We start from the raw sequence: 26,393 nt of genomic DNA on the forward strand, positions 1-26,393 counted from the left end.
AACTAGCGGTACGCCCCCAAGATTATGAACAATTTTACTTATTTCTTCCGTTTTCCTCGCTCCCAATAGAGCAATGGTTCTGCCGTTAAGCTTACTCATTCATAACCCTCCATATGTATATTCAATTTTAAACCTCTTAGCTATCTCACCTATTATACAAATTTTCAGTCTATGAAACTATAGAAAACAAAAGACTCTTCATTATCTTTCCATAATTAGATACACAATCCCACCAATCCAAGGTCTTAACATTCATTTTGAAAGAAGTAAAAAAGAGACCCTGATTTCGGGTCTCTGTCTTCATATCTGCTTTATTTTTCCGGTACGTTACAAGAACCGTCCGTACAAGCTTCACCTGTTGCTGGATCATTCACCATTTGAAGCGGATTTTCCTCAGCCCATACCTTTTTCAGCGTATCCAGGAATGCCTCTGTTGGCTGAGCTCCTGAGATGCCATACTTGCGATTAATGACGAAGAATGGGACACCTGTAATTCCAAGCAGGCTTCCTTCTTGCTCGTTCCCTCTAACCTCCGCCGTGAATGCAGTACCTGCTAGCATGGTTTCTGCCTCAGACTTTTCAAGGCCGGCCTCTTCAGCCAAACTAGCCAATGTTGCATGATCACCAATATGTTTGCCTTCCGTAAAGTATGCTTTAAAAAGGCGTTCATTCATTTCATTATCTTTACCTTTTGATTCAGCAAAATGCATCAAGCGGTGAGCATCAAACGAATTCGTTAAGACCACTTTGTCAAAATGATAATCGAGTCCCAATTCTTTAGCCTGTTGGGTCAGATTTTGGCTGCTCGCTTCTACTTCCGCTTGCGACATGCCATATTTCTTCGCAAGCATTTCATTCGAGGTCATATTAATATCACGTTCAGCCTCCGGGTTCAACTCAAAACTGCGGAACGAAACCTCTACCTGATCTTTATTTTCAAATTGGCTCAAGGCCTCCTCGAACCGACGCTTTCCTATATAACAAAACGGACATTGATAATCCGACCAAATTTCTACCTTCATGTAAAAACCCCCTTCATTTAATGCAATCACATTAAGCACATTATATAATCTTGGGTATCCTCTTGCAAGGATATTACCCTAGACACTCTTTTTCAAAATTGGCAAAGTCGACTTTTTTCATAAACTCTTCTAACGTATACCCCTTTAATAGGCGCAATGTTTCCTGTTCTGCTTCTTTCATGATTTCTTCCAAAGCCGTATCCAACTGCTTCCCAACTTCGCCGCATTCACTCGTTTCCATACAAACAAGACATTCTGGGCGTACGGCTTGATACACATCCGCTAAAGTCAGCTGAGCGGCAGGCACCTTCAAACTATATCCACCATCTCGCCCTTCCTTTGTTTCGACAATCCCTGCAACAGCAAGCTGAGCCATCACTCGGCGTAAAAACGTCGCATGTGAATTCACCTTTGAAGCTATCGCTGAACTTGTCAAAAGCTTTCCACTTTGAGCAAGCCAAACCAGTGAGTGAATGGCAATAGCAAATCGCGGCGGGCCAATTTGATTATTTCGATTACCTGAAGACATGCTTATCCCCCCTTACAAATCCTATCTCCACTATTTACATGATATATGTAAGGCCATTATACTATGTTCCGTTCTTCCGAACAAATGACCCCAGCCTCTTTCCTATTTGATAAAGGGTGCATTATTGATATACTTTTATAGTCTGAATTTTAAATCTTTAATGATAGGAGAACGTTCATGAATGGTAAATACCCATATTTACTCGTCATACTTGGCGCTATGCTTTGGGGAACAACCGGAACAGCTCAATCTTTCGCCCCTGATGGCGCCCACCCAATTGTGATTGGTTCCGTCCGCCTGGCTATTGGTGGTACTGCCTTATTGCTCATTGCAATCTGGCAAAAAAAAATAACGTTACACAATTGGCCAATAAAAGAAACCATTTTGGCGACGCTAGGTATGGCCTGTTATCAACCGCTATTTTTCACAGCTGTCAGCATGACCGGAATCGCCATCGGAACCATTATTACACTAAGCAGCGCCCCTATTATCGCTGGCTTCCTTGAATGGCTATTTGGTAAAAAACGTCCATCACCGAGCTGGTGGATGGCAACAGGTTTATCAATTGCCGGATGTTTGCTTCTTTTTTCCAATCAAGGTTCTGTTACCATTGATCCGGTAGGTGCCTTGTTTGCGCTTGGTGCTGGGGCTTCCTTTACAGTATACACACTGGTAAGTAAAAAGATTTTGGATAAACAGCCTCCAGAAGCAACTGCTGCGGTCATCTTTTGTTTCAGCGCCCTGCTTTTGGCACCTATGTTATTTATATTTGATATCAGCTGGATAGGGACCACAAACGGGTTGGCCGTCAGCCTCCATCTTGGTCTTCTCGCTACCGCAGTTGCCTACTTACTTTTTAATAAAGGGCTTTTATCTGTTCCATCATCAACAGCCGTTTCCCTGTCACTCGCTGAGCCGCTGACAGCCGCGCTTCTAGGCGTATTCCTCATCGGAGAGAGCTTGACTCTAATGTCTTGGTTTGGTGTTGGACTACTCTTATGCGGAATAATTTCACTGACGATTTCGCCAAAATCGTCAAAGAGTCCTGCTATTATGAACCAGAAGTTGTCTGCGAAAAAGTGACGCTTTTACAGAGTTGGATTTTGCAGCATAATTAATAAATAAGCTAGGATTTTTCCTAGCTTATTTTTTTGTATGATCGCAGCATAAGCTGTAAATGGATTAATTCGACCGTTGGGAAGGATAATTCGTCCTTCACGCAATTAATTCAACCTTCAAAAGGATAATTCGTCCGTTTGGCGGGATAATTCGTCCTTCATGCAAATAATTCGTCCTTCACGCAATTAATTCAACCTTCATAAGAATTAATCATCCTTTTAAGCCGACTAAGTAATATAAAAACCACACGGCATGATTTTGCTCATCGGCGGCAGCACGATTGAATGCCTTGATTATGGATCGATCAGCCACACCATCTGCCACTTCTCTATAAAAATCTACGGTTTCCTGCTCATCCTGGAACGCAAATTCCACCCCGTCTCTATAGGACTCAGGGCACGATTCCGTCACTTTAGGCTGTGGCTGCACCCCCGTCAAGCTGGTATAAATCTGAGCAAATCTCTGAAAATGCTTGACCTCATCTTCCCTAATTTCCATAATCCGCTTCCGCTGCCTCTCATCCGGTGCTAATTCAGCTAATTTCTCGTAACACTGGATGGCGCTGTACTCGCCATTTATCGCCTTTTCAAGCTGACGGACTAATTTATTCTGCTGTCTACTCCAATCATCTTCATACGTTTCGTAACCATACATGTATAAAAACCTCCCTGTTCCTTTTCCCATTATGTTATGAAACACGGAGAAACAGGTGCCTAGTCATGTCATTGTAAGCTGTTAAAACATAAACGGAAGTGATGCCTCTTCCCCGGTTTTCAAATCCTTTATTTTAATGATGTTCGCATTCACCTCATTTTCACCGATTATTATGACAGCCTGAAGCCCTTCTTTATTTGCCCTATCCAAGGCCTTGCTTATCTTTTTGCCTGATAATTCGACTTCCACTTTGTATCCCTTTTGGCGGTATTCTTTGGCAACACCTAATGCTTCTTTTTCCACACCAATTGGAATAATATAGTAGTCAAGATTAGAAACATTTTTTGTTTGGTTTCTACCTTTTATAGCAGTTAAAATCACATCCAGACCAAAAGAAATGCCCACAGTCGAGACTTTATCATTGGTACCTGCAAGCCCTCCGATTGCATTGTCATATCTTCCTCCACTTCCAATACTCGACTTTAATTCGCCGTCTGCCAGAAAAATTTCATATACTGTTCCAGTGTATATCTCAAGTCCTCTAGCTAAAAACGGATTAAAGATGCAGACATCCTCAAGTTGTAAGTATTTCAATAACCCTTTTAACTCCGATAATTCCTTTACTCCTTCTTGGAGTAGAATATTATCTGTCGCCAAGTCTTTGAAGAAATTCAAGTCGATTGTTTCCCTTTCATTTAGCCAACTTCTAATTGCATTGATTGTTTCAACTGCCACTTGTTTTCTCTCTAGCTCTTGTGAAACACCCTCTATCGATATTTTTTCAAGTTTATCCAAAGTTAGTGTCACATCAGCTATTTCAGACTTAGGGACACCCAGCACTTCAAGCATGCCCGCTAATAGCTTCCGGTTGTTATATTGAATACGCACATCTAAACCCAACTTCTGAAAGGMCTCAATCGCCATCATCATTAGCTCTGCCTCCGCCGCCTGTGATTCCACGCCAACTACATCAACATCGCATTGGGTGAACTCACGAAACCTCCCTGCCTTAATTGGACCATCACGAAACACTTTTCCGATTTCATACCGCTTAAACGGCTTCCTTATTCCTGGATTCATCGCGACGACCTTTGCAAAAGGAATGGTTAAGTCATAACGAAGGGCTAATTCCCGTTTGCCCTGATCAGTCAGTGTGTACATTTCCTTTAATATTTCCGCTCCTCCTCCATATTTCGAAGCAAGTAATTCTGTATAATTCAAAATTGGTGTTTCAATTGACTGACAGCCATAAAGAAGGAAAACATCCTCTAAAGTCCTTTTAACCTGATTACGAATTGCCTCATCTTGTGGTAAATAATCCTGTGTACCTTTTACATTTTGATAAGCCATCTTCTTCATTAAAACTCCTCCTTTTGTTAGAAAAAATAAAAAACCGCATCTGATTAACTTACTAATCAAATACGGTTCATGATAAATAGCTTTCCTATTCACGATTTTTCAGCAATCGGATAGCAAAGCTACTGTGTATGATGATGAAGTTGTGAATTCATAAAGGTTTTTCCTTCTTCCATTTTCATCCACCCCTAATTACAAAGTATTTTAACACACTCCACAAAAAGGAACAATATCCCATAGCAATCTATTGAATAATCTCCACATTTTCATACAAATAAGCTTCTTCCGGTGCCTTTATTTTCTTCGATTCTTTTAAATCAATAACCGGTACCGCTTCACCTTTATAACTCCCTTTTTTTAATGTGCCTGTAATGGTGTACCAATCATTCGTCTTCATATTTTTCACATTTCCATTGACCATATAGCCGTATAACGTCGCGTCGACCACACAGCAGGACATGGAGAGGCGGGCGATTGCCATTTGTTTTTCTTTAAATGAATCTTCACGATAAATAAACCCGGAAAGCTCTATTTCCTTCCCCTCGATTGTATCGAGGTTGTTCAGCAAATCATCCAATACTTCAAAGTAATTGTCATCTGTGACAGAAATCTTTTCACTGTTCACATGTTTCCCTGCATCGTATGAACTTACTAAGGGAGTCTGTTGCTGCGCCATTCCTCTTTTTGCCAGCACTTCTCCGCTCAATGTAAAGTCCGTCAAAATGAAGCCAAGCATAATCGGAATGAAGAACAAACTATATTTCAGGACCTTCATGGCCGGTGAAGACTCTCTATGGGATTCACACTCACAATTATGCAGGCTCTGTTTTTGTTTTTTCATACGCAGAAGACTGATTACTAAAAAAGCAAAAAGCGCAGCCAATGCATATGGAACCATTTTGGGTGCAATTAATTTCGTTAAATGACCAGAAACGTACAATTTAAAAATCATAAGCCCCAATCCAAGTAGTAGCAGTCCCTCAAGTCTTTGGATAAAAAAACTTTTCATTAGATGCCCCCCTTACTTATCATTACACCTGCAAGCAGACACAGACTGAAGACGACTGCGAAAACAAGCAGTACATATGTGACGACAAATCTCTGTTTAAAACAGGACAGCATAATCAGAACATTTTTCAAATCCAGCATTGGACCAAATACAAGGAAACCAAGGATAGAACCCGGTAGAAAACTATGAGAAAAGGAAGCGGCAACGAATGCATCTGCTGATGAACAGAGCGAAAGTACAAACGCGATTCCCATCATCAGTGCTGTGCCTTGAATCGGAGTCTGACCGATATCGGCCAGAATAGTCCGAACCATTAAAACTTGAAATACACTGGCAAACAAGGCGCCTATGATAAAGTATCTGCCGACCATAAAAAATTCCTGTGAAGTGTGATCGATGAAGCTTGTCCATTTACTAGGCAAAGAAGTAACGTGATCATGCTCATGAACAAGTTCTATCTTCTCTTCTTTTACCACGTCTTTACTGCAGAAGATATAAATAAATAAACCTATAATAACGGCCGTAATAACACAGAGAATGATTCTTCCGTATAGAATGGACGGGTTATTCTGAAAGGCATAATAAGTTGAGCCGAAAACTATGACATTTAAGATTGGGGCGGTAACGAGTAAAACAACACCTGCATGAACCGGGACACCCTTCACAATTAACCTTCGCACGACCGGTATGATTGCACACTCGCAAACCGGGATAATCAGTGCCGCCGCGATCGCAGCAAAAATAGCCGTAAGAGGTCTTTTTGGAATCATCCGCTGAATGATTTCTTCACTAACAAACAACTGGATAAACGAAGATGCAATTGCACCCAAGAACAGAAAAGGAATCGATTCTAAAAACAACCCCAAAAATACAACCAACACCGAACGAAGCATCGGGTAGGCTGAGAAATCAAGTGCTTTTGGAATAAACACATCGCCTAGAAAAAAGAATGCAAGTAGCAAAAACAGCAGAATCAATAACAGCAGATTGCCCGTGTATCGTTTCAAAAGCATTTTTCAACCACCTTTACAAATCATAATTATTACGATTTGAAATTTTAATTTGGTCTAGTATATGCCTTTGATAGAGTGAACATGACAAAAAACAGAGAGTGAACGAGTCTCTCTGTTTCAGGTTGGAGCTTTCTTTATTTATGGTAAGGTTTACAGATTCTAGCTAAGTTCATGCATGATGAACTACAGAAGAAGAAAAGTAGAAGGCATCGTAATACACTTATTTATCTCTTCTATATAAATCCCGACTCTTATAACCCTCTCCAAGAATCATTTTCATTTCTTCACGTCGTTTTACTTTTGTCGCCTCTTGTTTTGCACTATATACATAACGTGCCCAATCTTTACGGTACCCTGGAGTGATTGATTGATAGAACGCAAGTAAATCCGGAGAATCCTGCAAATCTTTCTCAATATCCTGAATCATCGCGATATAATCATCTACACATTGACTTGCTTTGGAAGATGGTTGATTCTTGTTTCGGGAATCTTCTTTTAGACCGACAACCGTAAAGACATCATCTAATCCAACCATACGTGCAAACTTAATGTTACTCGATCCAATATAACCATTTTCATCTGCACCTAGCCCAGCTAATAAATCATCACGATGAATAAACGTTGGATACACTTTATTCCCCTTCTTGGGATAAGCCAAAAAGATATAGCCGCTTTTATTCAAAAAATTTTTTTCAATTACCTTGTTTACGATTCCTTTTAAAGACTCCATATCTAATACAAAAGCAAATATAAGATCATACGTACTTTCAGAAAGCTCTGTATCATATTCCGCTAATTCCGCTAAATAATCTGCACCATCAGGTAAATGCACGACTGCCACCTTTTTATATTTTTGTAAATTCAATTTTTCAACTATTGTTTTAGCCATCAAGATCCACCCGTCAAATTTAATATTGTATATCTCATTAGTGTAAAAGTTCCCCATTTCATTCGCAACTTTTCCTGTTCAAATTATGAAAGTATACTTTTATTTTCAAATCTATCTAGTGAAATTATTTATTTAAGAGTCAAAAAAAGACGAGAGAATTAATCTCCCGCCTTTTCTATTATCATTGCTTTAAGGAATATTAACGGTGTTATAATTTAGAGGTAATTAGTTCCAATGCCCAGCTTCTTCGAGTTTCTTTTTACCTTTGAATGCTAGGATAATCAATACTAAATTGATAGTCAACATAAAAGCAATTGCAACCAGTACTGATGTATAGCTACCTGTAAATTCAAAGATATATCCGTATCCTGGTAAAGCGACAATCCCCGCTACTGCTAATCCAATCACAGCAGAAGCATAGATTTCACTATATTCTTTATTACCAAACAAAGCTGTTGTTAGTAGCGGTCCTAATGTACCGATAGATGCAACTACAAATCCATAGATAGCAATTGCTAACGTAAACATCGCAGAGTTTTCTGGAATTGCTAAAAGTATTCCAATTGGAACTAAACCTAAAATCATCGCAAAGAGTGCTGTATTTTTCGCACCAATTTTATCAGATAATATTCCGAAGGATAAAGCTCCTAATAACACACCAATCGACCAGCCTCCCATTGCATTACCCGCGAATGTAATATCATAGCCCAATCCCATTGCGAATGGTGCAACATGTTGACCAAAGCTTCCTATAGCCGTGATAAAGAAGAAAAATAGAAGTAATGCATAAAATGCAGAGGATTTTCTTGCTACAACTGCCGTAACTCCTTTACTTGTTACTGCTTTAGGAATTGTTTTTTCATTACTTTTTACTTCGTCCACTCCAAGTGGTTGTAAGCCTTTTTGTTGTGGGGCCATTCTGATCGTTAAGAGTACGATTGGTATAACGATCGCCATTACTAATACTCCTAAAATAATATAAGTATTTCTCCAGCCTTGGCTATCAATTAAGTTACCTGCCATAGGTTGAAGAATTGCTCCGAATAAGCCACCTGAGGCTACCATAATTCCCATTGCCAAGCCATTATGCTTTTTAAACCAGTTATTGATTAATACTGGGCCTGCCATTTGGCAAACAAAAATGGAACCAATTGACATAGGGATACAGAACAAGTACCAACCCCACACAGAATTCATTAATCCAAACATCGCAAATGATCCTGCTTGTAAAATAACTCCTATTACTAATATCATTCTAATATCATATTTCGCCATCATTTTACCTGCAATTGGAAGGAAAATCATGGTGACAATTGATGAAATACTAAAGTACAAGGATAAGCTTCCCATTCCAATGCTTAAATCCTCTGTAACAGGTGTTAAAAACAATCCACCTGCAGTCATAATACCGCCTTTTGCAATACCGACCATAATAGCTAAGCCTGCTAAAATCCACCAAGCATAGTGAATTTTTTTCTTCTGACTCATTGATGTGTGTCCCCCTACTTCTCGTTTTATGCCAAAATTCCCGCAATAAAAGCCAGTAGCGTTATCGATTATAAATAATACTACTGGTTATTAACTAGTCATTATCTTTATTGTGTAATATATTCACTTACCAAATCAACAATCCATTAACGTAATTTGATAGATCCACCATCAACCATGATTGTTTGACCAGTAATATAATCAGAATCATCGCTTGCTAAGAAAACGGCTGTACGTCCGATATCACTTTCAAGTTCGCCAAGTCTTCTTAAAGGAATTTTAGCAAGCATGTTTTGATAATATTCAGGTTGGTCTTCTGCCCATTGAAGCATTCCAGGTGATTTAGCAATTGGAGCAATGATGTTTACATTGATGCCAAATGGACCAAATTCATTAGCCGCTACACGGGTAATTCCACGAATTGCTTCTTTTGCTGCCGCATATGAACCTTGATTAGCATCTCCATTAATCCCAGCTCCAGATGCAAAGTTAATGATTTTCCCTTGTGTTTCTTTTAAGTAAGGCAATGCTGCTTGCATGAAGTAGAATGTTGGATAGAATCCTGTATTAAAAGATAAATCCAATTCTTTTTGTGTTGTATCAGCAATAGAAGCCATTCTTGATGCATGTGCATTATTCACCAAGATATCTATTTTCCCGAATTTATCAGCCACTTCTTTAACGATAGCACCCAATTTGTCATGCTCAGCAAGATTAGCTTGAATGAAAATGGATTCTGGTTGATATTCTTGTAATTCTTTTATAGTTTGGTTACCAAGCTCTTCGTTTAAATCAATGATTGCAACTTTTGCTCCTTCTTTAACAAAAGCCATCGCCATACCTTTACCAATACCGCCAGCTGCCCCTGTAATGATAGCAGTTTTCCCTTGTAGTCTACCCATTGTTCTATCCCCTTTTTTTACATGTATTTTCTAACAAACTGATCTGCTTCTCTATGCATATATCTTTTATTCAAACTTTTTTCATACGAATCGTGAATACGCACATTAGCATGAACCAATAATATATAACGTTGACTAACAAGTCAATCAAAAAGTTGACTTGTTAGTCAACCAAAAAATGTAATCATGAGAATGCATGAATGACTATTCTTATACTAGGGATGAAAGAATGAGAATAAAAAAAAGACCCCTCATTAATTCTTCCAATTATGCCTAAATAACAAATGATAAGGCTTTCGAAAATACTATAAATAACTAAAAAAAATATATACTGAACTTATTACAATTTTCTACACCAATCATCATCATTGCATTTGTGAATGAATTGACAGCAAAAAAAACTTCGATTTTTTTTGTTATAAAAGCTAAACTTATATGATACGGTATTCATTAAGAGAAGAAAGTGAATCACGAGAAGTTATATTCATTTACCAATCTGCAGATTTCTCTTATAAACACATCTAAATATGCAACATTAATGAAATAATATACAGCAAGCGAGGAATGAAATGATGGCACCTAAGAGTGATGAACAATTTAAAATAATACGGGATCAACGCTATGAAGAAATCAGTAAAGCTGCCTTGAAGGTTTTCGCACGCAAGGGTTTTGCAGCAACTAAAATTAGTGATATTACTTCATCAGTAAAATTAAGTCATGGACTTTTCTACCATTACTTCCAGTCAAAAGAAAATATTTATTTGTCTCTTATTATGAACATACTAGATCAGTTTATTGAAACAGTGAAGGAAGCCGAAAATAGAACAGGCACACCCTGGGATCAACTTGCATGGTTCACTGAACTTACATTTTCCGGATCACCAGAACAAGCACAAGATCGTCGTATTCTTGTTATTGAGGCCCAACAATCTGATTCACTCTCTGATGAAGTTAAACAAGAATTAAACCAAAAATATACCATAGCTATGAATGGGATAGCCCGTATTATCAGTAACGGGCAGCGTGATGGAATCTTTATAGATGGTGACCCGATGGAACTGGCCATTTACTATATATCCCTCAATCAAGGTCTATTATTATGGAATGCCAAAGGTTTCAATCCAGTTAAGATTTCAGTTGAAAAAGTAATGCGCCATTTGCAGGTATAAACCTAGCTTCCCCTTGTTATAAACTTATGGATAGTATATTTAAAGTGAAGTAAAAAGTCTGGAGGAACAGATCTAATACAGTTCTGATTTCCTCCCTCAAACCATAATTGAAATGATGCGCCACAAAAACATGGCCTATTCTAAAATCGCCCCCTTTCTTCGTCTCACCTCTAGAATCTTTCACACGCTCTTTATCAGATCATCCTAACAAAACAATCGTTTTATGAAATTTTATACACCCCTTATACATTAGATGTCCGTTTTCTCTATGTTCATTTTACGTTGGTATATGTTTAATCACTCTTCTGTCAATCTATCCATTTTTTCCTAAAAACGCTTTAAATCTGTTAAAATTATTAATGGATAAAAAACACTTTTTTGAAATTTTGACTCCCTGAGAATAAATCAGGGAAACCACCTAATAGACGAACGATTTTTAATATAAAAAGAATATACTTTTCGGATTCAGTCGTACGTATCACGAAAAACGTGTTCTAGTGATACATTCAAAAACGAGGTGTCATTAAAGAGGGAGGTTCGTATGAATTTTATAGAGTATGATTTATTATTCGAATCGAGAAACCAGCTAATAGAGGAAATTACAGAATTGGAGGACAAGACACTAAATCACAAACCTGTTCCTGATATATGGAGCATCGCCCAAATTTGCCATCACTTATATCTTTCTGAGCAGGCAATTACTGAAGCTATAGCCAGAGGTATTCGGGATAGGGATTACAAAAATATCATTCAAAAAAATATTTACTTAATTTCTGATATGAAAAAAAAATTCAAATCTCCAGACAGCGTTTTACCCTCACAAAAACCTTTTGAAATATCAAAGATTATAGATTTACTTGCTGAATCAAGGGATCAATTATTGCAGGTTCTTTATGAAATGGATAAAGATATTGTTTTAAATAAAAAGAAAGCCAAACATCCCATGTTCGGGGACCTATCATTGGATCAATGGATTGAATTATTATCCTTACATGAGCAAAGGCATACCAAACAGATACAAGATATTAAATTCAATATTATGTAATCCCTTCAATCGCAATGTCACCTTATACTCTTCATCAGCTGTATTAACATTCTAATTTTTTGGATTCTTTGTCTATTCAATATACGACCAAATATCAGTTTCCTCTATGTTAATTATACGATGATATACGTTTATGTTACCCCTCTGCCTATCAATTTGTCATAACTTTTCTGAAGTGACACACAATATAACTATTAAAAATTTTGACTTACTGAGAAAAATGATGTACATTACCTAGTGGGCGAACAATTTTAATATAAAAATATAAAAACATTCGTATATAGAGGTGCATATCATGGAAAACGTGTTTGATTATGAAGATATTCAATTAATTCCTGCAAAATGTATAGTAAATAGCCGTTCTGAGTGTGATACAACTGTAACCTTAGGTAGACATACATTTAGGTTACCTGTGGTCCCTGCAAATATGCAAACAATTATAGACGAAAAGGTTGCCATTTACTTAGCGGAGAATGGTTACTTCTATGTGATGCATCGTTTCGAACCAGAAAAGAGACACTCATTTATTAAAGATATGCATTCACGTGAATTAATCGCATCTATTAGTGTGGGCGTCAAAGAAGAAGAGTATGGTTTCATACAACAATTATCAAATGAACATGTTATACCAGAATTCATTACGATAGATATCGCACATGGTCATTCCACTGCTGTTATAAATATGATTCAGCATATTAAAAAACACTTACCTGATACTTTTGTTATTGCAGGAAATGTGGGAACTCCAGAAGCAGTAAGAGAATTAGAACATGCTGGTGCTGATGCTACAAAAGTAGGCATTGGACCAGGGAAAGTATGTATCACTAAAATTAAAACTGGATTTGGAACTGGTGGCTGGCAATTAGCTGCACTTCGTTGGTGTGCAAAAGCAGCAAGTAAACCTATTATTGCTGACGGAGGCATTCGCACACATGGTGATATAGCTAAATCAATTAGATTCGGTGCCTCTATGGTTATGATTGGTTCATTATTTGCTGGACATGAAGAATCTCCAGGAGAAACAATTGAGAAAGATGGAAAGGCCTTTAAAGAATACTTTGGTTCAGCTTCGGAATTCCAAAAAGGTGAAAAGAAGAATGTTGAAGGCAAAAAAATGTTTGTCGAGCACAAAGGATCTTTAGAAGATACTTTGAAAGAAATGGAACAAGATCTTCAGTCCTCTATTTCTTATGCTGGAGGAAACAAGTTAGAAGCAATCCGTAATGTAGATTATGTTGTAGTTAAAAATTCAATCTTTAACGGTGACAAAGTATATTAAGATTATTATATTTCACAACCTGGTGAGCAAGATACTTTATTAAGTACTTGCTCATTTTTATATTGTTAATTAATTCCTTTTTTTAAAATTGGTACCCTCTTTAATCCTATTGTATATCTCAAACGTGATTTATGAATAATTTATCAGACAAACAGAGTTAAGCCATTTCCATATGCTAAAGTTCCCAACCTTTAGCATATGGAAATGGCTTTTTATTTTTATCGGTATCATTTTTTTAAACTTGCAAGACTAGTAAAATCCAGATAATTAAGCTAAAAGAGCAATTTTTAATAAACATCATCTGATAACTAATCATATTAGTTATCTCAGTTTATATACATTATTAGTCTCATAACCAGTGTTTTGGATACTGTCTTGCTTGAAATAAGTTATTATAGATCATTGATATAAAAACTAATAATATAGTACCTATTGCAATCGAAATAAGGAATCCCCATCCAGCTTGAGAATTAACAGCAACAAGGGCACTTGCTGCTGCGGGAGGATGAACAGTTTTTGTAAGAGTCATTATTAATAATACAATAGCTAATACTAGACCAATAATGAATAGACTCTTACCAAATATGCTCCAAATAATAAGTGCTGAAGTGGTAGAAATTAAATGTCCTCCAATAACGTTTCGAGGTTGAGACAAGATACCTTTATGGGCGCCAAATACAATTACACAGCTTGCACCTAGAGGAGCTAATCCCATAGGATATCCTAAATAGACAGCTACAAAACTAATGATAATAATAGCAATGAGTCCACCTATAGCTGAAACAAAGGAATCAATATAATCAATTCTGTCTTTATCTCTAGTTTCGCCCTTCATTTTCTTTAAATAAGCTTTTAAGCCTATGTTTGGTTGATTATTCCAACTTTTCTCAAGATTTTTTTCAAAAGCCATAATTTACGTTTCCCTCAAGCTTCCTAAATAATTTGACAAGAAATTTGACAGAGTTTCTGCCATATAAAGTTATTTTACAGGAAAACAATGAACGTTTAAATATATATCTGGATTTTCATCAATTTGGAAATCGCGACCCTTTTCACCCTCTTTTCATCCTGCATTTTCAATACAAAAAGTTAACATAAGCCCCTGTAAAATGCCGAGTACAAGACTGCCCGCTAGACCATATACTGAGAAGAATGATAGAATCTTCGGAAAATAATCACGCCTCGTTTGCCGTATAGACTGCCATGAAAACTCTCCATCTATTTTTTTACAACTATTCCTCCAATAGTGAAACTTTTCAGAAACTAAAAAAATCCTGGTAGAATTTGAATATCTACCAGAATTGATAATAGAAAATATTTTCGGTTCAGTTGCATAAACAAAAACTGCTTTTATACCTTTTTAACAAATTCAGATTTTAATTTCATAGCTCCAAATCCGTCAATTTTGCAGTCAATATCATGATCTCCATCAACCAAACGTATACTTTTTACTTTTGTACCTATTTTTAGGACTGATGAACTCCCTTTTACTTTAAGGTCTTTAATTACTGTTACAGAATCACCATCGTTTAATACATTTCCATTTGCATCTTTGATAATTTTTTTATCACTATTTTCAGTTTCTAATTCTAAAGTCCACTCATGAGCACATTCTGGGCAAACAAAAAGACTTCCATCTTCGTACGTGTATTCTGAATTACATTTTGGGCAATTTGGAAAATCAGACATAATTTCATTTCCTCCATTCGTTATGGTCCATTCTAATATAATAGTGTTATCCATACAACCGTTAATCGTCGCCCATGATGTCACGGTATTTCTCAATCCGTGTTGATTCGTTCCACAGTCCCTTATCGGCAATACATTCAGTGTTTTTCAAGTGCTGGTAATAAATTGGTCCCACTCTATAGAACCCAAAAAGGTTTTACTATATAATTTTAATGAAAAGCTGAAAAAGTGTGGTGAATCATTTGTTTAAACTCTTATTAATAGAAGATGATACGACGTTATTCAACGAGATTAAAGATAGATTAGCGCAATGGTCTTATGATATTTATGGGATTAGCGATTTTAGTAAAGTGATTCAGGAATTCACAGACATAAAGCCTGATTTAGTCATAATTGATATTCAATTGCCAAAGTTTGATGGGTTTCATTGGTGCAGAATGATTAGAAATCATTCAAATGTTCCCATTATCTTTTTATCGTCACGCGATCATCCTACTGATATGGTGATGTCTATGCAGCTTGGCGCTGATGATTTTATCCAAAAGCCCTTTCATTTTGATGTTCTCATTGCAAAGATACAGGCTACTCTTCGTCGTGTATATAATTACAATACAGAAAAGATCGAGTTAAAAACATGGTGCGGTGCCACCGTGGATTATGAAAAAAATACAGTCTCAGCTAATACAGGGTCCATTGAACTGACAAAGAATGAAATTTTTATATTAAAGAAGCTTATTGAGCAGAAAAATAAGATCGTAAGCCGGGAAGAATTAATCAACAGCTTATGGGATGATAAACGTTTTATCAGTGATAACACCCTTACAGTCAATGTGAATCGTTTACGGAAAAGACTTGATGAACTTGGCTTAGGGCGCTTTATCGAAACGAAGGTTGGACAGGGCTACATCGCTGTTGAAGAGGCAATTATATGATTAAAAAATATATAGTGGAAAGATTCAGCTGGATTATTTTCTATATACTCCTTCATCTTTTTATCATCTTTGTCGCTTTTATTGATACGGCAATTCCACTAAAGCCCATCCTCTATATTGTCTTTTTATCGATGATTATGTTCAGTATCTTTTTAATTGTCCGTTACAAAATAGAAACGAAATTCTATAAAAGTTTAGAAGACCGGGAAGACAATCTTGATTTAACAAATATAGCCGATCCAGACAGCCCTTTTGAAAGAATCATTGAAAACAGCATCATGAATCAAACCGAATTTTTGAAACAGTCTGCTTCACAAGGTCAAATGACGTTAGAACAGGAGAAAGATGAATTATTATCTTGGATTCATGAAGTGAAAACACCCTTGACGGCCATGCACTTAATGATTGACCGCTTAGATAATGAATCACTTAAGTCTCCTTTGACGTATGAGTGGCTACGCATTCATCTCCTTCTAGATCAACAGCTCCATCAAAGGCGCATTCCTTTCATCGAAAATGATTTGTATATTGAGAATACCGATTTAGAAACAATAATCTTTGATGAGATTAAAACGCTGCAATCATGGTGCATTCAAAAAGGGATTGGCTTTGACATTCATTTAGAAGTAACCGAAGTGCTTAGTGATGCCAAATGGCTGGCCTTCATCATGAGGCAGCTCTTGACCAACTCCATTAAATACAGTGAAAACTCAGATATCAGGATATATAGCCATGAACAAGCTGAACAAACGATTCTTGAAGTGAAGGATTCTGGACGGGGCATCGACCCAAAGGATTTATCCCGCATATTTGATAAAGGATTTACATCCACGACAAATCATCGTGACAATGCGGCAACAGGCATGGGGTTATATTTAACCAAGAATGCTACTGAGTCCCTATTCATCTCCATTGATGTAAAATCAGAGCTTGGAACCGGAACGACCATTACCTTGACCTTCCCAAAAAGAAATGATTTCGTGAATATCACAAGCATGTGACAAAAGTGTCACATGCTTTTATTCTTTGTTCGTCCAAACGAAGGAAAAGATATACACAGCCTTTTATAATAAGGATATAGAAAAAAGGGAGTGTATCGTATGAATATATTAGAAGCAAAAAAAATCCATAAAAGTTATGGCAATAAATTTAATAAACAAGAAGTATTAAAAGGATTGGATATTAACATCCAAGAAGGCGAATTCATGAGTATCATGGGAGCATCAGGTTCAGGGAAAACGACATTGCTCAATGTTCTCTCCTCGATTGATAAGATTAGCAACGGGAGCATTATAATCGATGGAAAAGAAATTTCCGGTATGAAAGAAAAGAAACTGGCCGAATTTCGAAAGAACCATTTAGGCTTCATCTTCCAGGAATATAACTTATTGGACACACTGACCGTCAAAGAAAATATCCTTTTGCCCTTATCCATTACAAAAACAGCCAATAATGAAGCGGCACAAAAGTTTGATACCGTGGCGAAGGAACTGGGCATATATGAAGTGAAGGATAAATACCCAAATGAAATTTCCGGTGGTCAAAAACAGCGTACGTCTGCAGCACGGGCTTTCATCCATGATCCAAGCATCATTTTTGCGGATGAACCGACTGGGGCGCTAGACTCCAAATCAGCTTCCGATTTACTGAACAAACTGAGCGAAATGAATAAAAAGCGCAAAGCGACGATCATCATGGTAACCCATGATCCAGTGGCGGCAAGTTATTGCAGCCGAGTCATTTTTATAAAAGATGGACAAATATATACACAATTAAATAAAGGCGAAGAATCCAGACAAACCTTCTTCAAGGACATCATGAAAACACAAGGTGTTTTGGGAGGGGTTCAAAATGAGCATTAATCAACTCATCTTTCGAAACCTGAAAAAGAATCTGAAGAATTATTATCTGTATGTGTTTGCCTTAGTCTTCAGCGCCTCCCTTTATTTTGCTTTTGTCACGCTGCAATATGACCCATCCATGGATAAAGCAGAAGGTTCAGTTAAAGGGGCAGCTTCTATTAAAGCAGCATCTATCTTACTTGTTGCGATTGTTTCTATATTCCTTTTATATGCCAATAGCATTTTCATAAAAAGACGCAGTAAAGAAATTGGCTTATTCCAATTGATAGGCATGACCAAGAACAGGATATTCCGTATCCTGAGTGTGGAAAACCTGATCTTGTATTTCTGTTCCGTATTCCTGGGAATCTTTGTAGGGTTTGCGGCTTCAAAATTAATCATCATGATTTTATTTAAAATTACCGGTGTCCAGGCGATCGCGACCCTTCAATTTTCTTTTCAGCCACTTATTCAAACATTGATCGTGTTTAGTGCCATCTATCTTTTCATCATGTTGATGAATTATGCCTTCATTAAAAGGCAGACCATTTTATCATTATTTAGAGTGACTTCAATGACGGAAGGAAAAGTGAAAAAGGTTTCGATTTTCGAAATGATCATCGGGATATTCGGGATTATACTGATCATCGCTGGCTATGTCGTTTCATCCAAATTATTCGATGGGGCTTTCTCACAAATGACCGAGCTTTTCATAGCCATGGTCTTCATTCTGGCATCCGTCATCATCGGGACCTACCTATTTTATAAAGGATCCGTAAGCTTTATCTTTAATATCGTCCGTAAAAAGAAAAATGGATATTTGAACATCAATGAAGTATTGTCCCTTTCATCTATCATGTTCCGGATGAAATCGAATGCGATATTATTGACGATTATCACGACCGTTTCCGCTTTGGCGATTGGGTTATTATCTTTAAGCTATATCTCCTACTACTCAGCGGAGAAAATGGCACAAAGCTCTATTCCTACCGATTTTTCCATGACGGATATGAAAGATGCAGATACATTCAAAGAAGCATTGACAGACAGTAAAATTGATTATGACGAAAAGGTGATTGATGTCATTCAAGTGGATGTCAATGTAAAGGAAATAATGGAGACTAGCCTGGAAGCTGTGAACTTTGATCCAGACATCATGACTGTCCCCGTCATCAGTGATGAATCCGTTCAAGGAATCAACCTCGCTGATGATGAGACCCTTTTCAGCGGATACAGTAATATGATGGAGAAGATCATGTCCTTGAAGGATTCCGGAAAGATTGAACTGAAAGGCAAACACGAAGTGATTCCGCAAACATATATGGGATTGAATGATGATACCATCTTGTCCTACTATTTTACGAGTGGCGGATTGCCTGTTGCCATTGTAGACCAAACGATATTCGACCGATTGAAAAAGGATATCGACCCGAAAATCCAAAAAGTATCATCGGTTAATATCGGAATTGATGTGAAGGATAAAGCTGAACTTGAAAAGGCGAATGATATATTCAATAAAATGAGTTTCAAAGAAGAACATGTGAATGATTCCCAATTTGAAATGTTCAACAACCAGAAGAAGAATATGGGTCTTATCATGTTCATCGTCGGCTTCTTGGGGTTAACCTTCCTCGTCACATCCGGTTGTATCCTATATTTCAAACAAATGGATGAAAGTGAAGGTGAAAAATCCAATTATACTATCTTAAGAAAACTGGGATTCACCCGAGGTGACTTACTAAGAGGAATCCAAGCAAAACAAGTTTTCAATTTCGGTATTCCTTTAGTTGTCGGGCTGCTTCACAGTTATTTCGCAGTCCAATCAGGATGGTTCTTATTCGGGACCGAAGTCTGGACACCGATGATCATCGTTATGGTACTCTACACGGTTTTATACTCGATCTTCGGGATACTATCCGTTTTCCATTACAAAAAAGTCATTAAAGAGTCGCTATAATAGCGAAGATGATAAAAGCTCCAGGACCCGTGAGGAACTGGAGCTTTTTATTTCCTTTAAAGGGTTCCAACTGGTTTCATCATTTGTTTAACTAATTCTCTATTGCGTTTTTTAAAGATTTCATTATGTGACGAGACCATTCCAATTTCATTAGCGTCAGGCTGGATAAATTGTTTTGCCTTGTTTACAGCATTTGCTGCATCTTGGAAGGTACCTGCTATTAAATTTAACTTCCCATCGTGCTTTAGAATATCCCCAGCAGCATAAATTCCATCTATCGAAGATTCACTAGTAGCATTACCTGCAATAAAGTAATTATCTGCTTTAGCAATACTCACTTTACTATTTTCAAGTAGAGAAGTATCACGCTCATATCCATGATTTATAATCACTTCATCAATGGGCAAGTACGAAACCTCTCCAGTTTCATGATTTGTCAATTCAACATGTTCAATTAATTCATGATTAGCACAGGCTACTAGTTTTGTAATCGAAGTATTTAAAATACAAACTGCGGAACTGTTCATTAATTGTGTTGCTTGTGATTCATGACCTGCTAAACTATCTTTTCTGTATGTTAAATAAACTTTTTTGGCGATAGGCTCTAATTCATTTGCCCAATCTATTGCAGAATTTCCACCACCGGAAATGATCACTGTTTTATCTTTAAATCGTTTAAATGACTTCACTGTGTAGTTCAAATTAGAGACTTCAAACCTTTCGGCCCCATCTATCTCTAGCTTTTGAGGATTTAATATTCCACCGCCAACAGCCACAATTATTGTTTTTGAAAAGTGCTTTTGGCCTGAAGCAGTAAGTAATACAAAAATACCTTCTTCATTACGCGTGATAGACTCCACTTTTTCATTCAACACTACTTCTGGGTTAAATGTTAAGCCTTGTTCTACTAGCTGTTCAATTAATTTTGCTCCCGTAATTGGTGTCAGCCCTCCCACGTCCCAAATCATTTTCTCTGGATATACATGAATTTTCCCGCCTAATTGTGGTTGATATTCAATAAGCTTTGTCTTCATTTCTCTTAATCCACTATAGAAAGTAGAGTAAAGGCCTGCTGGCCCTCCTCCAATAACAGTTACATCGAATAAATCTTGCTGTACCATTTTCACTCACTCCTTGGTAACCAATTGGAATTGATTATCATTCTCATTTAATGGTACACTCTTTTCTTACTTTTTACAATAAGGCTTTGTTAAATAACTCTGTTCATTTAAAAAATCTACAGAGCTATTTATTTCCAATTACTGAAACTTACCATTCATTAAGAACGTATGAATGATAAATGGCGTATTACATTAGAATGAAAAATTAGGTTAAATGGAGTAGGTGGTATGGGACGTCAATGAATATTATTGCTAAATTGTTTTTAATCCTCGGAGTCTTAATATTATTATAGATAGTATTCCCAATAGGTTAGAAATCTTATTTTAATAATAGGAAAATAAAACTTGCAAGTGATGGGTGCTACGACATACTCCTACATGTAAATATCATTATGCTTTTAAAGCATAAAGCTTTTATCTCAAAATAACGTATTAGATTTACTTCTGTAGGTGTAATGTTGAAGTTAACCTGCCATATTCATAGATACAGCAGTTTAACAGGATAGCTCTCTCTATTCGTATCCTTACTCTTAGAAAGTAGACAAGAGATATTGCGGAACACAATGTTGCCTATTCGCCCCTTGGTTGGACAATGCCATCATAAACTCCCCCCTCAACTTCTACTTCCATAATAAATCGATTTCTTCGTTTTAGAATTACACCCTCAATGAGACATAAAAATCATCTTGTTAGCTTGGTGAGCATGTAGTGTTACCTCTTTCATATTTTTTCCGGTAACAGTAAGTTGATTTATCTTCAATATCAAGCATTTTAAGATGGTCACTTTGTTAGCATTCTTAGAGCCATCTATACATTTACTATCATTTACTTTGCGGTTGATAACTACTTCGTAGGTACTCCCCCTTGTTGTATAAGTTGATATGCTTTCAAAGCCATTTCAACGTTTAATCTGTTCTCCGGCATATCAAAATCAAAATCAAGAATCTTTTTTATTTTTTCCATTCGATGATAGAGTGTTTGTCTTACAATATGCAATTTTTGAGCCGTAAGCTTCTTTGAGCGATCAAACTCAAAGTACTTCGTTAAAGTCAGAAGCAATTCCGTTCCATATTCCTTATCATAGTTTATTAAAGGAGAGAGATAGTCCTCAATAAAATGGGCTGTATCTTGATCATGCTGAATTAATTGAATTAGCCGAAATATGCCAAGGTCTTCGTAAAAGGCACTTGTTGAAAATGTACGATAATTTAAAGCTAACTGCGCTTCTCGATAACCAGTATGAGCATCCAAAAGTAACTGGTATTGTCGCCCAACGCCTATACGGATTTGGCTAGATTCACCTTCTCTAACATATAGCAAGGTATCGATCACTTTCAAGAAGCGTGCCTTAGAGGAATCGGCAGTTCCAAGATCAATAGCTAATACAATAATTTGATTTCTTATTGATGTGATATAGGGTGTAAAAGAATATTTTGCGAACCCAGATCGAATTTTTAAAGAATAATGATAAATAGCAGATTCATTTTCTTCATCCGATAAACAAAATGAAGACGGATGAAAAACATCTTCGATATCAATGATTGCAATTCGATAACGTATAGAAGTGCGCTTAGATTTTAACGAAATAAATCCCCTTGCTTGTTCCTCATTGTTGATGCGTCTATAAAGTAAATCATTTAACCATGTGGATTCCAAACGCAATCGTTTTTCATCCAAATAATGTTTACGCAATAAGTCTTGTGAGATTGCTAGAGATGCACGATCAAGGATTAGGAAATCAAATTCATCCGATTCACGATCTAAAACCATAACAAGGTACGCCCAGATTTGATCCATTGCTCCGATCGGTTGGAGAAGAATAGTATGGTCTAATGCCTTCCATTCAACGGGCGAATCATTTGTAATTCGGTCATGCCAGTGTTCTTTATCTTCATAAATGGTTTGGAGTAGCTGTTCCATAAAGTCATTTTTCAATCCTGGAATCGAAAAAGGTGTTCCATCTATAGGAAGATAGATAATTGGTGCTTCTGTCTTCTGTTGCAACAACTTTAAAATATTTGATAACCCATGAGTAGTGAGTGACAATGAATGGAACTCTCTTGAAATCGAATCTAATGTAACCAACTTCTCATGATGAGCATTAATGATAAACGAATGTAGGTCCTGTGCTATTTCAACGAAATTTATGAATTCTTTGAAAATAATAATCGGAAAGTTATACTCATTTGCCATCTCGATCATTTCTTTAGGGATCTCTTCGAAGTAGTGTCCAAGTTCTATACATAAACATGAGGCGTTGCGTTCGATAAGATTTAACAAAAATGAAGTATTAGAGGAGTCTCTCCATTCAAACCCAAATCCGGTGGAGAGTATCAGTTCCCCTCCCTGAAAGATGGTATCATCAAAAAACGGGATTTCAAGGACATGTGTCCATTTGACTTGACGGTTCAACCCGTTTGCCCCCGCAACTACCTCCGTCTTTGAAAAGAGTGAGCGCTTAAGAACATCTTGTACTGTAAGCATATGTACCACCTCATTTAATAATTGTTAGCTGTATCATTTTATTATAACTATACTAGAAAGTCTAAGCCCATAATATATGGATCCCTTTCTCTGTTCAATCCCAAGAGAGTTCTTTTACGTACTTTGATGAAATACCTTAATCAACCTGAGAATCTTTCATAATAGTATCCATTTAACCTTTTCTCATCAGTTATATGTGCTCTTGAACCTATTCTATAGAATAACGGTGGAGTACTAAAACTGAAAACCAACAAAACATTAGATGAACAATGGAAAAATTATTACTTTTTCACCAATGCTGTATTCATGAAAGTTCAAGATTACCTGTCCTAAAGGATTTAAACAATTGTGCTTGGTTAAAAAAAAACTAATATAAATTTAACCTCGTGTCTAATGTAAGGGTTATCATTTTCCTGTAAGATTTTAGAATGTTCAATTAATTAAATGCAAATAAAAAGGAGAATGAATAATGATAGTAGGAGTTCCTAAAGAATTAAAAACTGCAGAGACTAGAGTGGGATTAAATCCAACATGGGTAAAAAAATTAACAGCTTCCGGTCATGAAGTACTTATACAAAGCATGGCAGGTGAAGCTAGTGGTTTTTGTGACGAGGAATATGTTTTGGCTGGAGCAAAAATAGTAAACACGATTGACGAAATTTATGAGATGGCAGAATTTGTTGTTAAAGTGAAGGAACTTCAACCCTATGAATACGGCCTTCTTAGAGAAAATCAAATGATAATGGCATGGTTTCATTTGGCGGAAGATGTTAATCATGAAATGACACAGGCATTACTAGATAAAAAAGCAATTTCATTATCAATGGAATTAATCGTTTTACCTGACGGGACTAGACCTACGATTAAACCAATGAGTGAAATTGCAGGAACATTAGCAATGCTTGAAGCAGTCAAATATGCACAATATGGTTATGGCGGAAAAGGAATACTTCTCCGGAAACTGGCCGGTTTGCCGTCGAGCAAAGTATTCATACTTGGTGGTGGCAATGCTGGACTCAATACTGCGCAAGTTGCTGTGGGTCTCGGATTGAATGTAACAATCATGGAAGCATCAATGAAACGCATTGATTATTTGAACAATCAGTTGCCACAGGTGGACATTTTGTGTTGGGATAAAGATACGATGTTCGAAGAACTTATTCAAAGTGATGTTTTAATTAATACAATTTATCCGATGCCAGGGGTAACCGAACCTCTCATAACACGAGAGATGGTCAGTAAGATGAAACCTAATTCTATTATTATTGATATTGCAGGAACGGGTATAATTGAAACCTCACGTTATACGACTTTAGAAGACCCAGTATATTACGAACAAGAAGTCCTACATTACTGTGTCCCTAATATGCCGGCTCTATGTCCACAAACCTCGACAAACATGATGTTGATGACAACCGGCCCGTATATTATGAACATTGCGAATAGTGGTTTGAAAGAGGTTATAGAAAATGATGTAATCGTAAGAAATTGTATCAGCACTTTGAACGGTGAAATAGTTCATCACGAAGTTGGGATCAATCATAACATGTCTTATACAGATATAAATACAGAGTTACTAGTGTCCAAATAATAAAACGTCCTTAGAGTCATCTCATATTTCTACGTTTCATTTCTATGAATAGAAATCAGTATACAAGTTATTGAACGAGTCGCTACTAAAGAAATTCCAGGAGTCAGTAAAGATGCCAGTGAGAAGATTTTTGAAGGAATTATATAAGATATAATATACATTCCAATGAATTATCCATTCTGCAGACCGAATTCTTTACGAGGAATGGGGAGATAAGTTCTACACAACAAATTCATGGATAATTCAAAGTATGCTCCCTAGCATCTTACTGACTTTTTTATGATTTCTAGAAAACCACGTATTAAAAAAGCTATGGAAGTAATAATATAGATCCCATTTCTTATAAAAGGTTAAATCAGGTAAAGGAGGAGAGTATTTTACATGTCAAATTTAAGGAAAACAGATAGAACACTTACACTCATTCCAGTTGTGTTGTTTGGTTTTTCATTTATGGGGTTAACCACAGCTTTTACTACGTATGGTATTGCGGCTAATATTTCCCACGGTACGGTTCCGGGGGCAATGATAGTTGCTCTAGTGGTAATGATGTTTACTGCTTACAGTTATGGGAAAATGGCAATTGCGTTTCCATCTTCCGGTTCTGCTTATGTTTATACGCAAAAATCGATCAATCCCTCTGTTGGATTTCTTGTCGGATGGGTGATCTTAATGGATTATTTATTTATGCCAATGGTAAATTATTTAGTATTTGGTATTTTTTTCTCAGCAGCCTTTCCTACAATTCCAAGTTACATCTGGATTGCAGGTATGCTGATGCTCGTCACTTTTATTAATATTAAAGGATTGAAGTTTGCCACAAATGTAAACGCATTCATAACGATTTTTGCTTTTCTTTTTATCCTTATCTTTATAGGTTTTTCTATTAAGGAAATTTTTATGGGAGAAAGCACGACAACTCTTTTATCTCTTGAGCCATTCTATAATTCGAAAGAACCCTTTTCTTATACAATAGCTGGAGCAGCATTATTATGCTTTTGTTTCCTTGGGTTTGAATCAGTTACAGCGTTTGCGGAAGAGACAGTGAACCCTAAGAAAACAATTCCCCGAGCTGTTATTTTAATTACTCTTGGTGGTGGTTTAATCTTTACAAGTGTTTCATATTTCTCGTATCTTGTATGGCCAGAGTATAGCACATTTACTAATCCTGATTCGGCTGCCTACGAAATTATTAAACTTGTTGGTGGAAAGGCGATGTACTCAATATATCTTGCGCTTTACGCATTAGCTGTATTGGGTAGTGCCATGTCGTCCCAGGCAAGTGCATCACGAGTCCTCTATACGAT

At 36.8% G+C, this 26,393-nt stretch carries 23 protein-coding genes; 10 read left to right on the forward strand and 13 right to left on the reverse strand.

Annotation, left to right across the window (positions count from 1 at the left end; genetic code table 11):
- Positions 1 to 311: 311 nt before the first annotated feature.
- Together AC1DUW_RS08990 and AC1DUW_RS08995 are read right to left on the reverse strand one after the other, a co-directional pair.
- On the reverse strand, positions 312 to 1,022 hold the full coding sequence (locus AC1DUW_RS08990) for a DsbA family oxidoreductase (RefSeq protein WP_053347363.1): 711 nt from the start codon (positions 1,020 to 1,022) through the stop codon (positions 312 to 314).
- Between the two features lie 73 nt (positions 1,023 to 1,095).
- Complete coding sequence (locus AC1DUW_RS08995) at positions 1,096 to 1,551, reverse strand: RrF2 family transcriptional regulator (protein ID WP_053347364.1); 456 nt, start codon at positions 1,549 to 1,551, stop codon at positions 1,096 to 1,098.
- A gap of 177 nt (positions 1,552 to 1,728) precedes the next feature.
- Here AC1DUW_RS08995 and AC1DUW_RS09000 point away from each other — a divergent pair, with 177 nt between their 5' ends.
- Positions 1,729 to 2,634: an EamA family transporter gene (locus AC1DUW_RS09000; RefSeq protein WP_477642369.1), complete on the forward strand. Its 906-nt coding sequence runs from the start codon at positions 1,729 to 1,731 to the stop codon at positions 2,632 to 2,634.
- A gap of 246 nt (positions 2,635 to 2,880) precedes the next feature.
- On the opposite strand, the gene AC1DUW_RS09005 is transcribed toward AC1DUW_RS09000, so the two are convergent.
- The 7 genes from AC1DUW_RS09005 to AC1DUW_RS09035 all read right to left on the reverse strand — a co-directional run bounded on the left by AC1DUW_RS09005 (position 2,881) and on the right by AC1DUW_RS09035 (position 9,981).
- The gene (locus tag AC1DUW_RS09005; RefSeq protein ID WP_053347366.1) at positions 2,881 to 3,324 is read right to left on the reverse strand and encodes a ferritin family protein; all 444 of its coding nucleotides are present in this window, start codon (positions 3,322 to 3,324) and stop codon (positions 2,881 to 2,883) included.
- 81 nt (positions 3,325 to 3,405) lie between these two features.
- Positions 3,406 to 4,683 (reverse strand): histidine--tRNA ligase, encoded by a 1,278-nt coding sequence (locus tag AC1DUW_RS09010; RefSeq protein WP_477642370.1) that lies wholly within the window; start codon positions 4,681 to 4,683, stop codon positions 3,406 to 3,408.
- 241 nt (positions 4,684 to 4,924) lie between these two features.
- A complete protein-coding gene (locus AC1DUW_RS09015) occupies positions 4,925 to 5,689 on the reverse strand; it encodes a TIGR03943 family putative permease subunit (protein ID WP_056529556.1) in 765 nt (254 codons plus the stop codon).
- Positions 5,689 to 6,702: a permease gene (locus AC1DUW_RS09020; RefSeq protein ID WP_477642371.1), complete on the reverse strand. Its 1,014-nt coding sequence runs from the start codon at positions 6,700 to 6,702 to the stop codon at positions 5,689 to 5,691. Before AC1DUW_RS09020 ends, AC1DUW_RS09015 begins: the two co-directional genes overlap by 1 nt.
- Positions 6,703 to 6,922: 220 nt before the next feature.
- The gene (locus AC1DUW_RS09025) at positions 6,923 to 7,591 is read right to left on the reverse strand and encodes a YdeI/OmpD-associated family protein (protein ID WP_477642372.1); all 669 of its coding nucleotides are present in this window, start codon (positions 7,589 to 7,591) and stop codon (positions 6,923 to 6,925) included.
- Positions 7,592 to 7,816: 225 nt separating this feature from the next.
- Positions 7,817 to 9,079 (reverse strand): MFS transporter, encoded by a 1,263-nt coding sequence (locus tag AC1DUW_RS09030; RefSeq protein WP_053347371.1) that lies wholly within the window; start codon positions 9,077 to 9,079, stop codon positions 7,817 to 7,819.
- Between the two features lie 146 nt (positions 9,080 to 9,225).
- The gene (locus AC1DUW_RS09035) at positions 9,226 to 9,981 is read right to left on the reverse strand and encodes an SDR family NAD(P)-dependent oxidoreductase (RefSeq protein ID WP_053347372.1); all 756 of its coding nucleotides are present in this window, start codon (positions 9,979 to 9,981) and stop codon (positions 9,226 to 9,228) included.
- Between the two features lie 569 nt (positions 9,982 to 10,550).
- Between AC1DUW_RS09035 and AC1DUW_RS09040 the strand changes: the two genes are divergently transcribed.
- The 3 genes from AC1DUW_RS09040 (at position 10,551) to guaC (ending at position 13,474) form a co-directional block, all read left to right on the forward strand.
- Positions 10,551 to 11,150: a TetR/AcrR family transcriptional regulator gene (locus AC1DUW_RS09040; protein WP_083450840.1), complete on the forward strand. Its 600-nt coding sequence runs from the start codon at positions 10,551 to 10,553 to the stop codon at positions 11,148 to 11,150.
- Positions 11,151 to 11,691: 541 nt separating this feature from the next.
- Positions 11,692 to 12,195, forward strand: coding sequence for a DinB family protein (locus AC1DUW_RS09045; RefSeq protein WP_053347374.1), 504 nt, complete (start codon positions 11,692 to 11,694; stop codon positions 12,193 to 12,195).
- Positions 12,196 to 12,490: 295 nt separating this feature from the next.
- A complete protein-coding gene (gene guaC, locus AC1DUW_RS09050) occupies positions 12,491 to 13,474 on the forward strand; it encodes a GMP reductase (protein ID WP_053347375.1) in 984 nt (327 codons plus the stop codon).
- A gap of 349 nt (positions 13,475 to 13,823) precedes the next feature.
- Here the strand turns inward: guaC and AC1DUW_RS09055 are convergent, their stop codons facing one another.
- A complete protein-coding gene (locus tag AC1DUW_RS09055) occupies positions 13,824 to 14,384 on the reverse strand; it encodes an HPP family protein (RefSeq protein ID WP_053347376.1) in 561 nt (186 codons plus the stop codon).
- 440 nt (positions 14,385 to 14,824) lie between these two features.
- A complete protein-coding gene (locus AC1DUW_RS09060; protein ID WP_053347377.1) occupies positions 14,825 to 15,163 on the reverse strand; it encodes a zinc ribbon domain-containing protein YjdM in 339 nt (112 codons plus the stop codon).
- 242 nt (positions 15,164 to 15,405) lie between these two features.
- Here AC1DUW_RS09060 and AC1DUW_RS09065 point away from each other — a divergent pair, with 242 nt between their 5' ends.
- The 4 genes from AC1DUW_RS09065 to AC1DUW_RS09080 all read left to right on the forward strand — a co-directional run bounded on the left by AC1DUW_RS09065 (position 15,406) and on the right by AC1DUW_RS09080 (position 19,893).
- Entirely contained in the window at positions 15,406 to 16,095 is a 690-nt protein-coding gene (locus AC1DUW_RS09065; protein WP_053347378.1) for a response regulator transcription factor, read from the forward strand.
- On the forward strand, positions 16,092 to 17,096 hold the full coding sequence (locus AC1DUW_RS09070) for a sensor histidine kinase (RefSeq protein ID WP_053347379.1): 1,005 nt from the start codon (positions 16,092 to 16,094) through the stop codon (positions 17,094 to 17,096). Before AC1DUW_RS09065 ends, AC1DUW_RS09070 begins: the two co-directional genes overlap by 4 nt.
- 99 nt (positions 17,097 to 17,195) lie before the next feature.
- Positions 17,196 to 17,957: an ABC transporter ATP-binding protein gene (locus AC1DUW_RS09075; RefSeq protein WP_053347380.1), complete on the forward strand. Its 762-nt coding sequence runs from the start codon at positions 17,196 to 17,198 to the stop codon at positions 17,955 to 17,957.
- The gene (locus AC1DUW_RS09080) at positions 17,947 to 19,893 is read left to right on the forward strand and encodes an FtsX-like permease family protein (protein WP_053347381.1); all 1,947 of its coding nucleotides are present in this window, start codon (positions 17,947 to 17,949) and stop codon (positions 19,891 to 19,893) included. Before AC1DUW_RS09075 ends, AC1DUW_RS09080 begins: the two co-directional genes overlap by 11 nt.
- A 56-nt stretch (positions 19,894 to 19,949) precedes the next feature.
- Here the strand turns inward: AC1DUW_RS09080 and AC1DUW_RS09085 are convergent, their stop codons facing one another.
- Both AC1DUW_RS09085 and AC1DUW_RS09090 read right to left on the reverse strand, forming a co-directional pair.
- On the reverse strand, positions 19,950 to 21,014 hold the full coding sequence (locus AC1DUW_RS09085; protein WP_053347382.1) for an NAD(P)/FAD-dependent oxidoreductase: 1,065 nt from the start codon (positions 21,012 to 21,014) through the stop codon (positions 19,950 to 19,952).
- Positions 21,015 to 21,857: 843 nt separating this feature from the next.
- The gene (locus tag AC1DUW_RS09090; protein WP_053347383.1) at positions 21,858 to 23,498 is read right to left on the reverse strand and encodes a PucR family transcriptional regulator; all 1,641 of its coding nucleotides are present in this window, start codon (positions 23,496 to 23,498) and stop codon (positions 21,858 to 21,860) included.
- A 469-nt stretch (positions 23,499 to 23,967) separates the two neighbouring features.
- Here AC1DUW_RS09090 and AC1DUW_RS09095 point away from each other — a divergent pair, with 469 nt between their 5' ends.
- On the forward strand, positions 23,968 to 25,089 hold the full coding sequence (locus AC1DUW_RS09095; protein ID WP_053347384.1) for an alanine dehydrogenase: 1,122 nt from the start codon (positions 23,968 to 23,970) through the stop codon (positions 25,087 to 25,089).
- 381 nt (positions 25,090 to 25,470) lie between these two features.
- Positions 25,471 to 26,393: APC family permease (locus AC1DUW_RS09100; protein WP_477642373.1), on the forward strand; the 923-nt coding region annotated here is incomplete at its 3' end.

Source organism: Peribacillus sp. P4_C12, assembly GCF_056402095.1.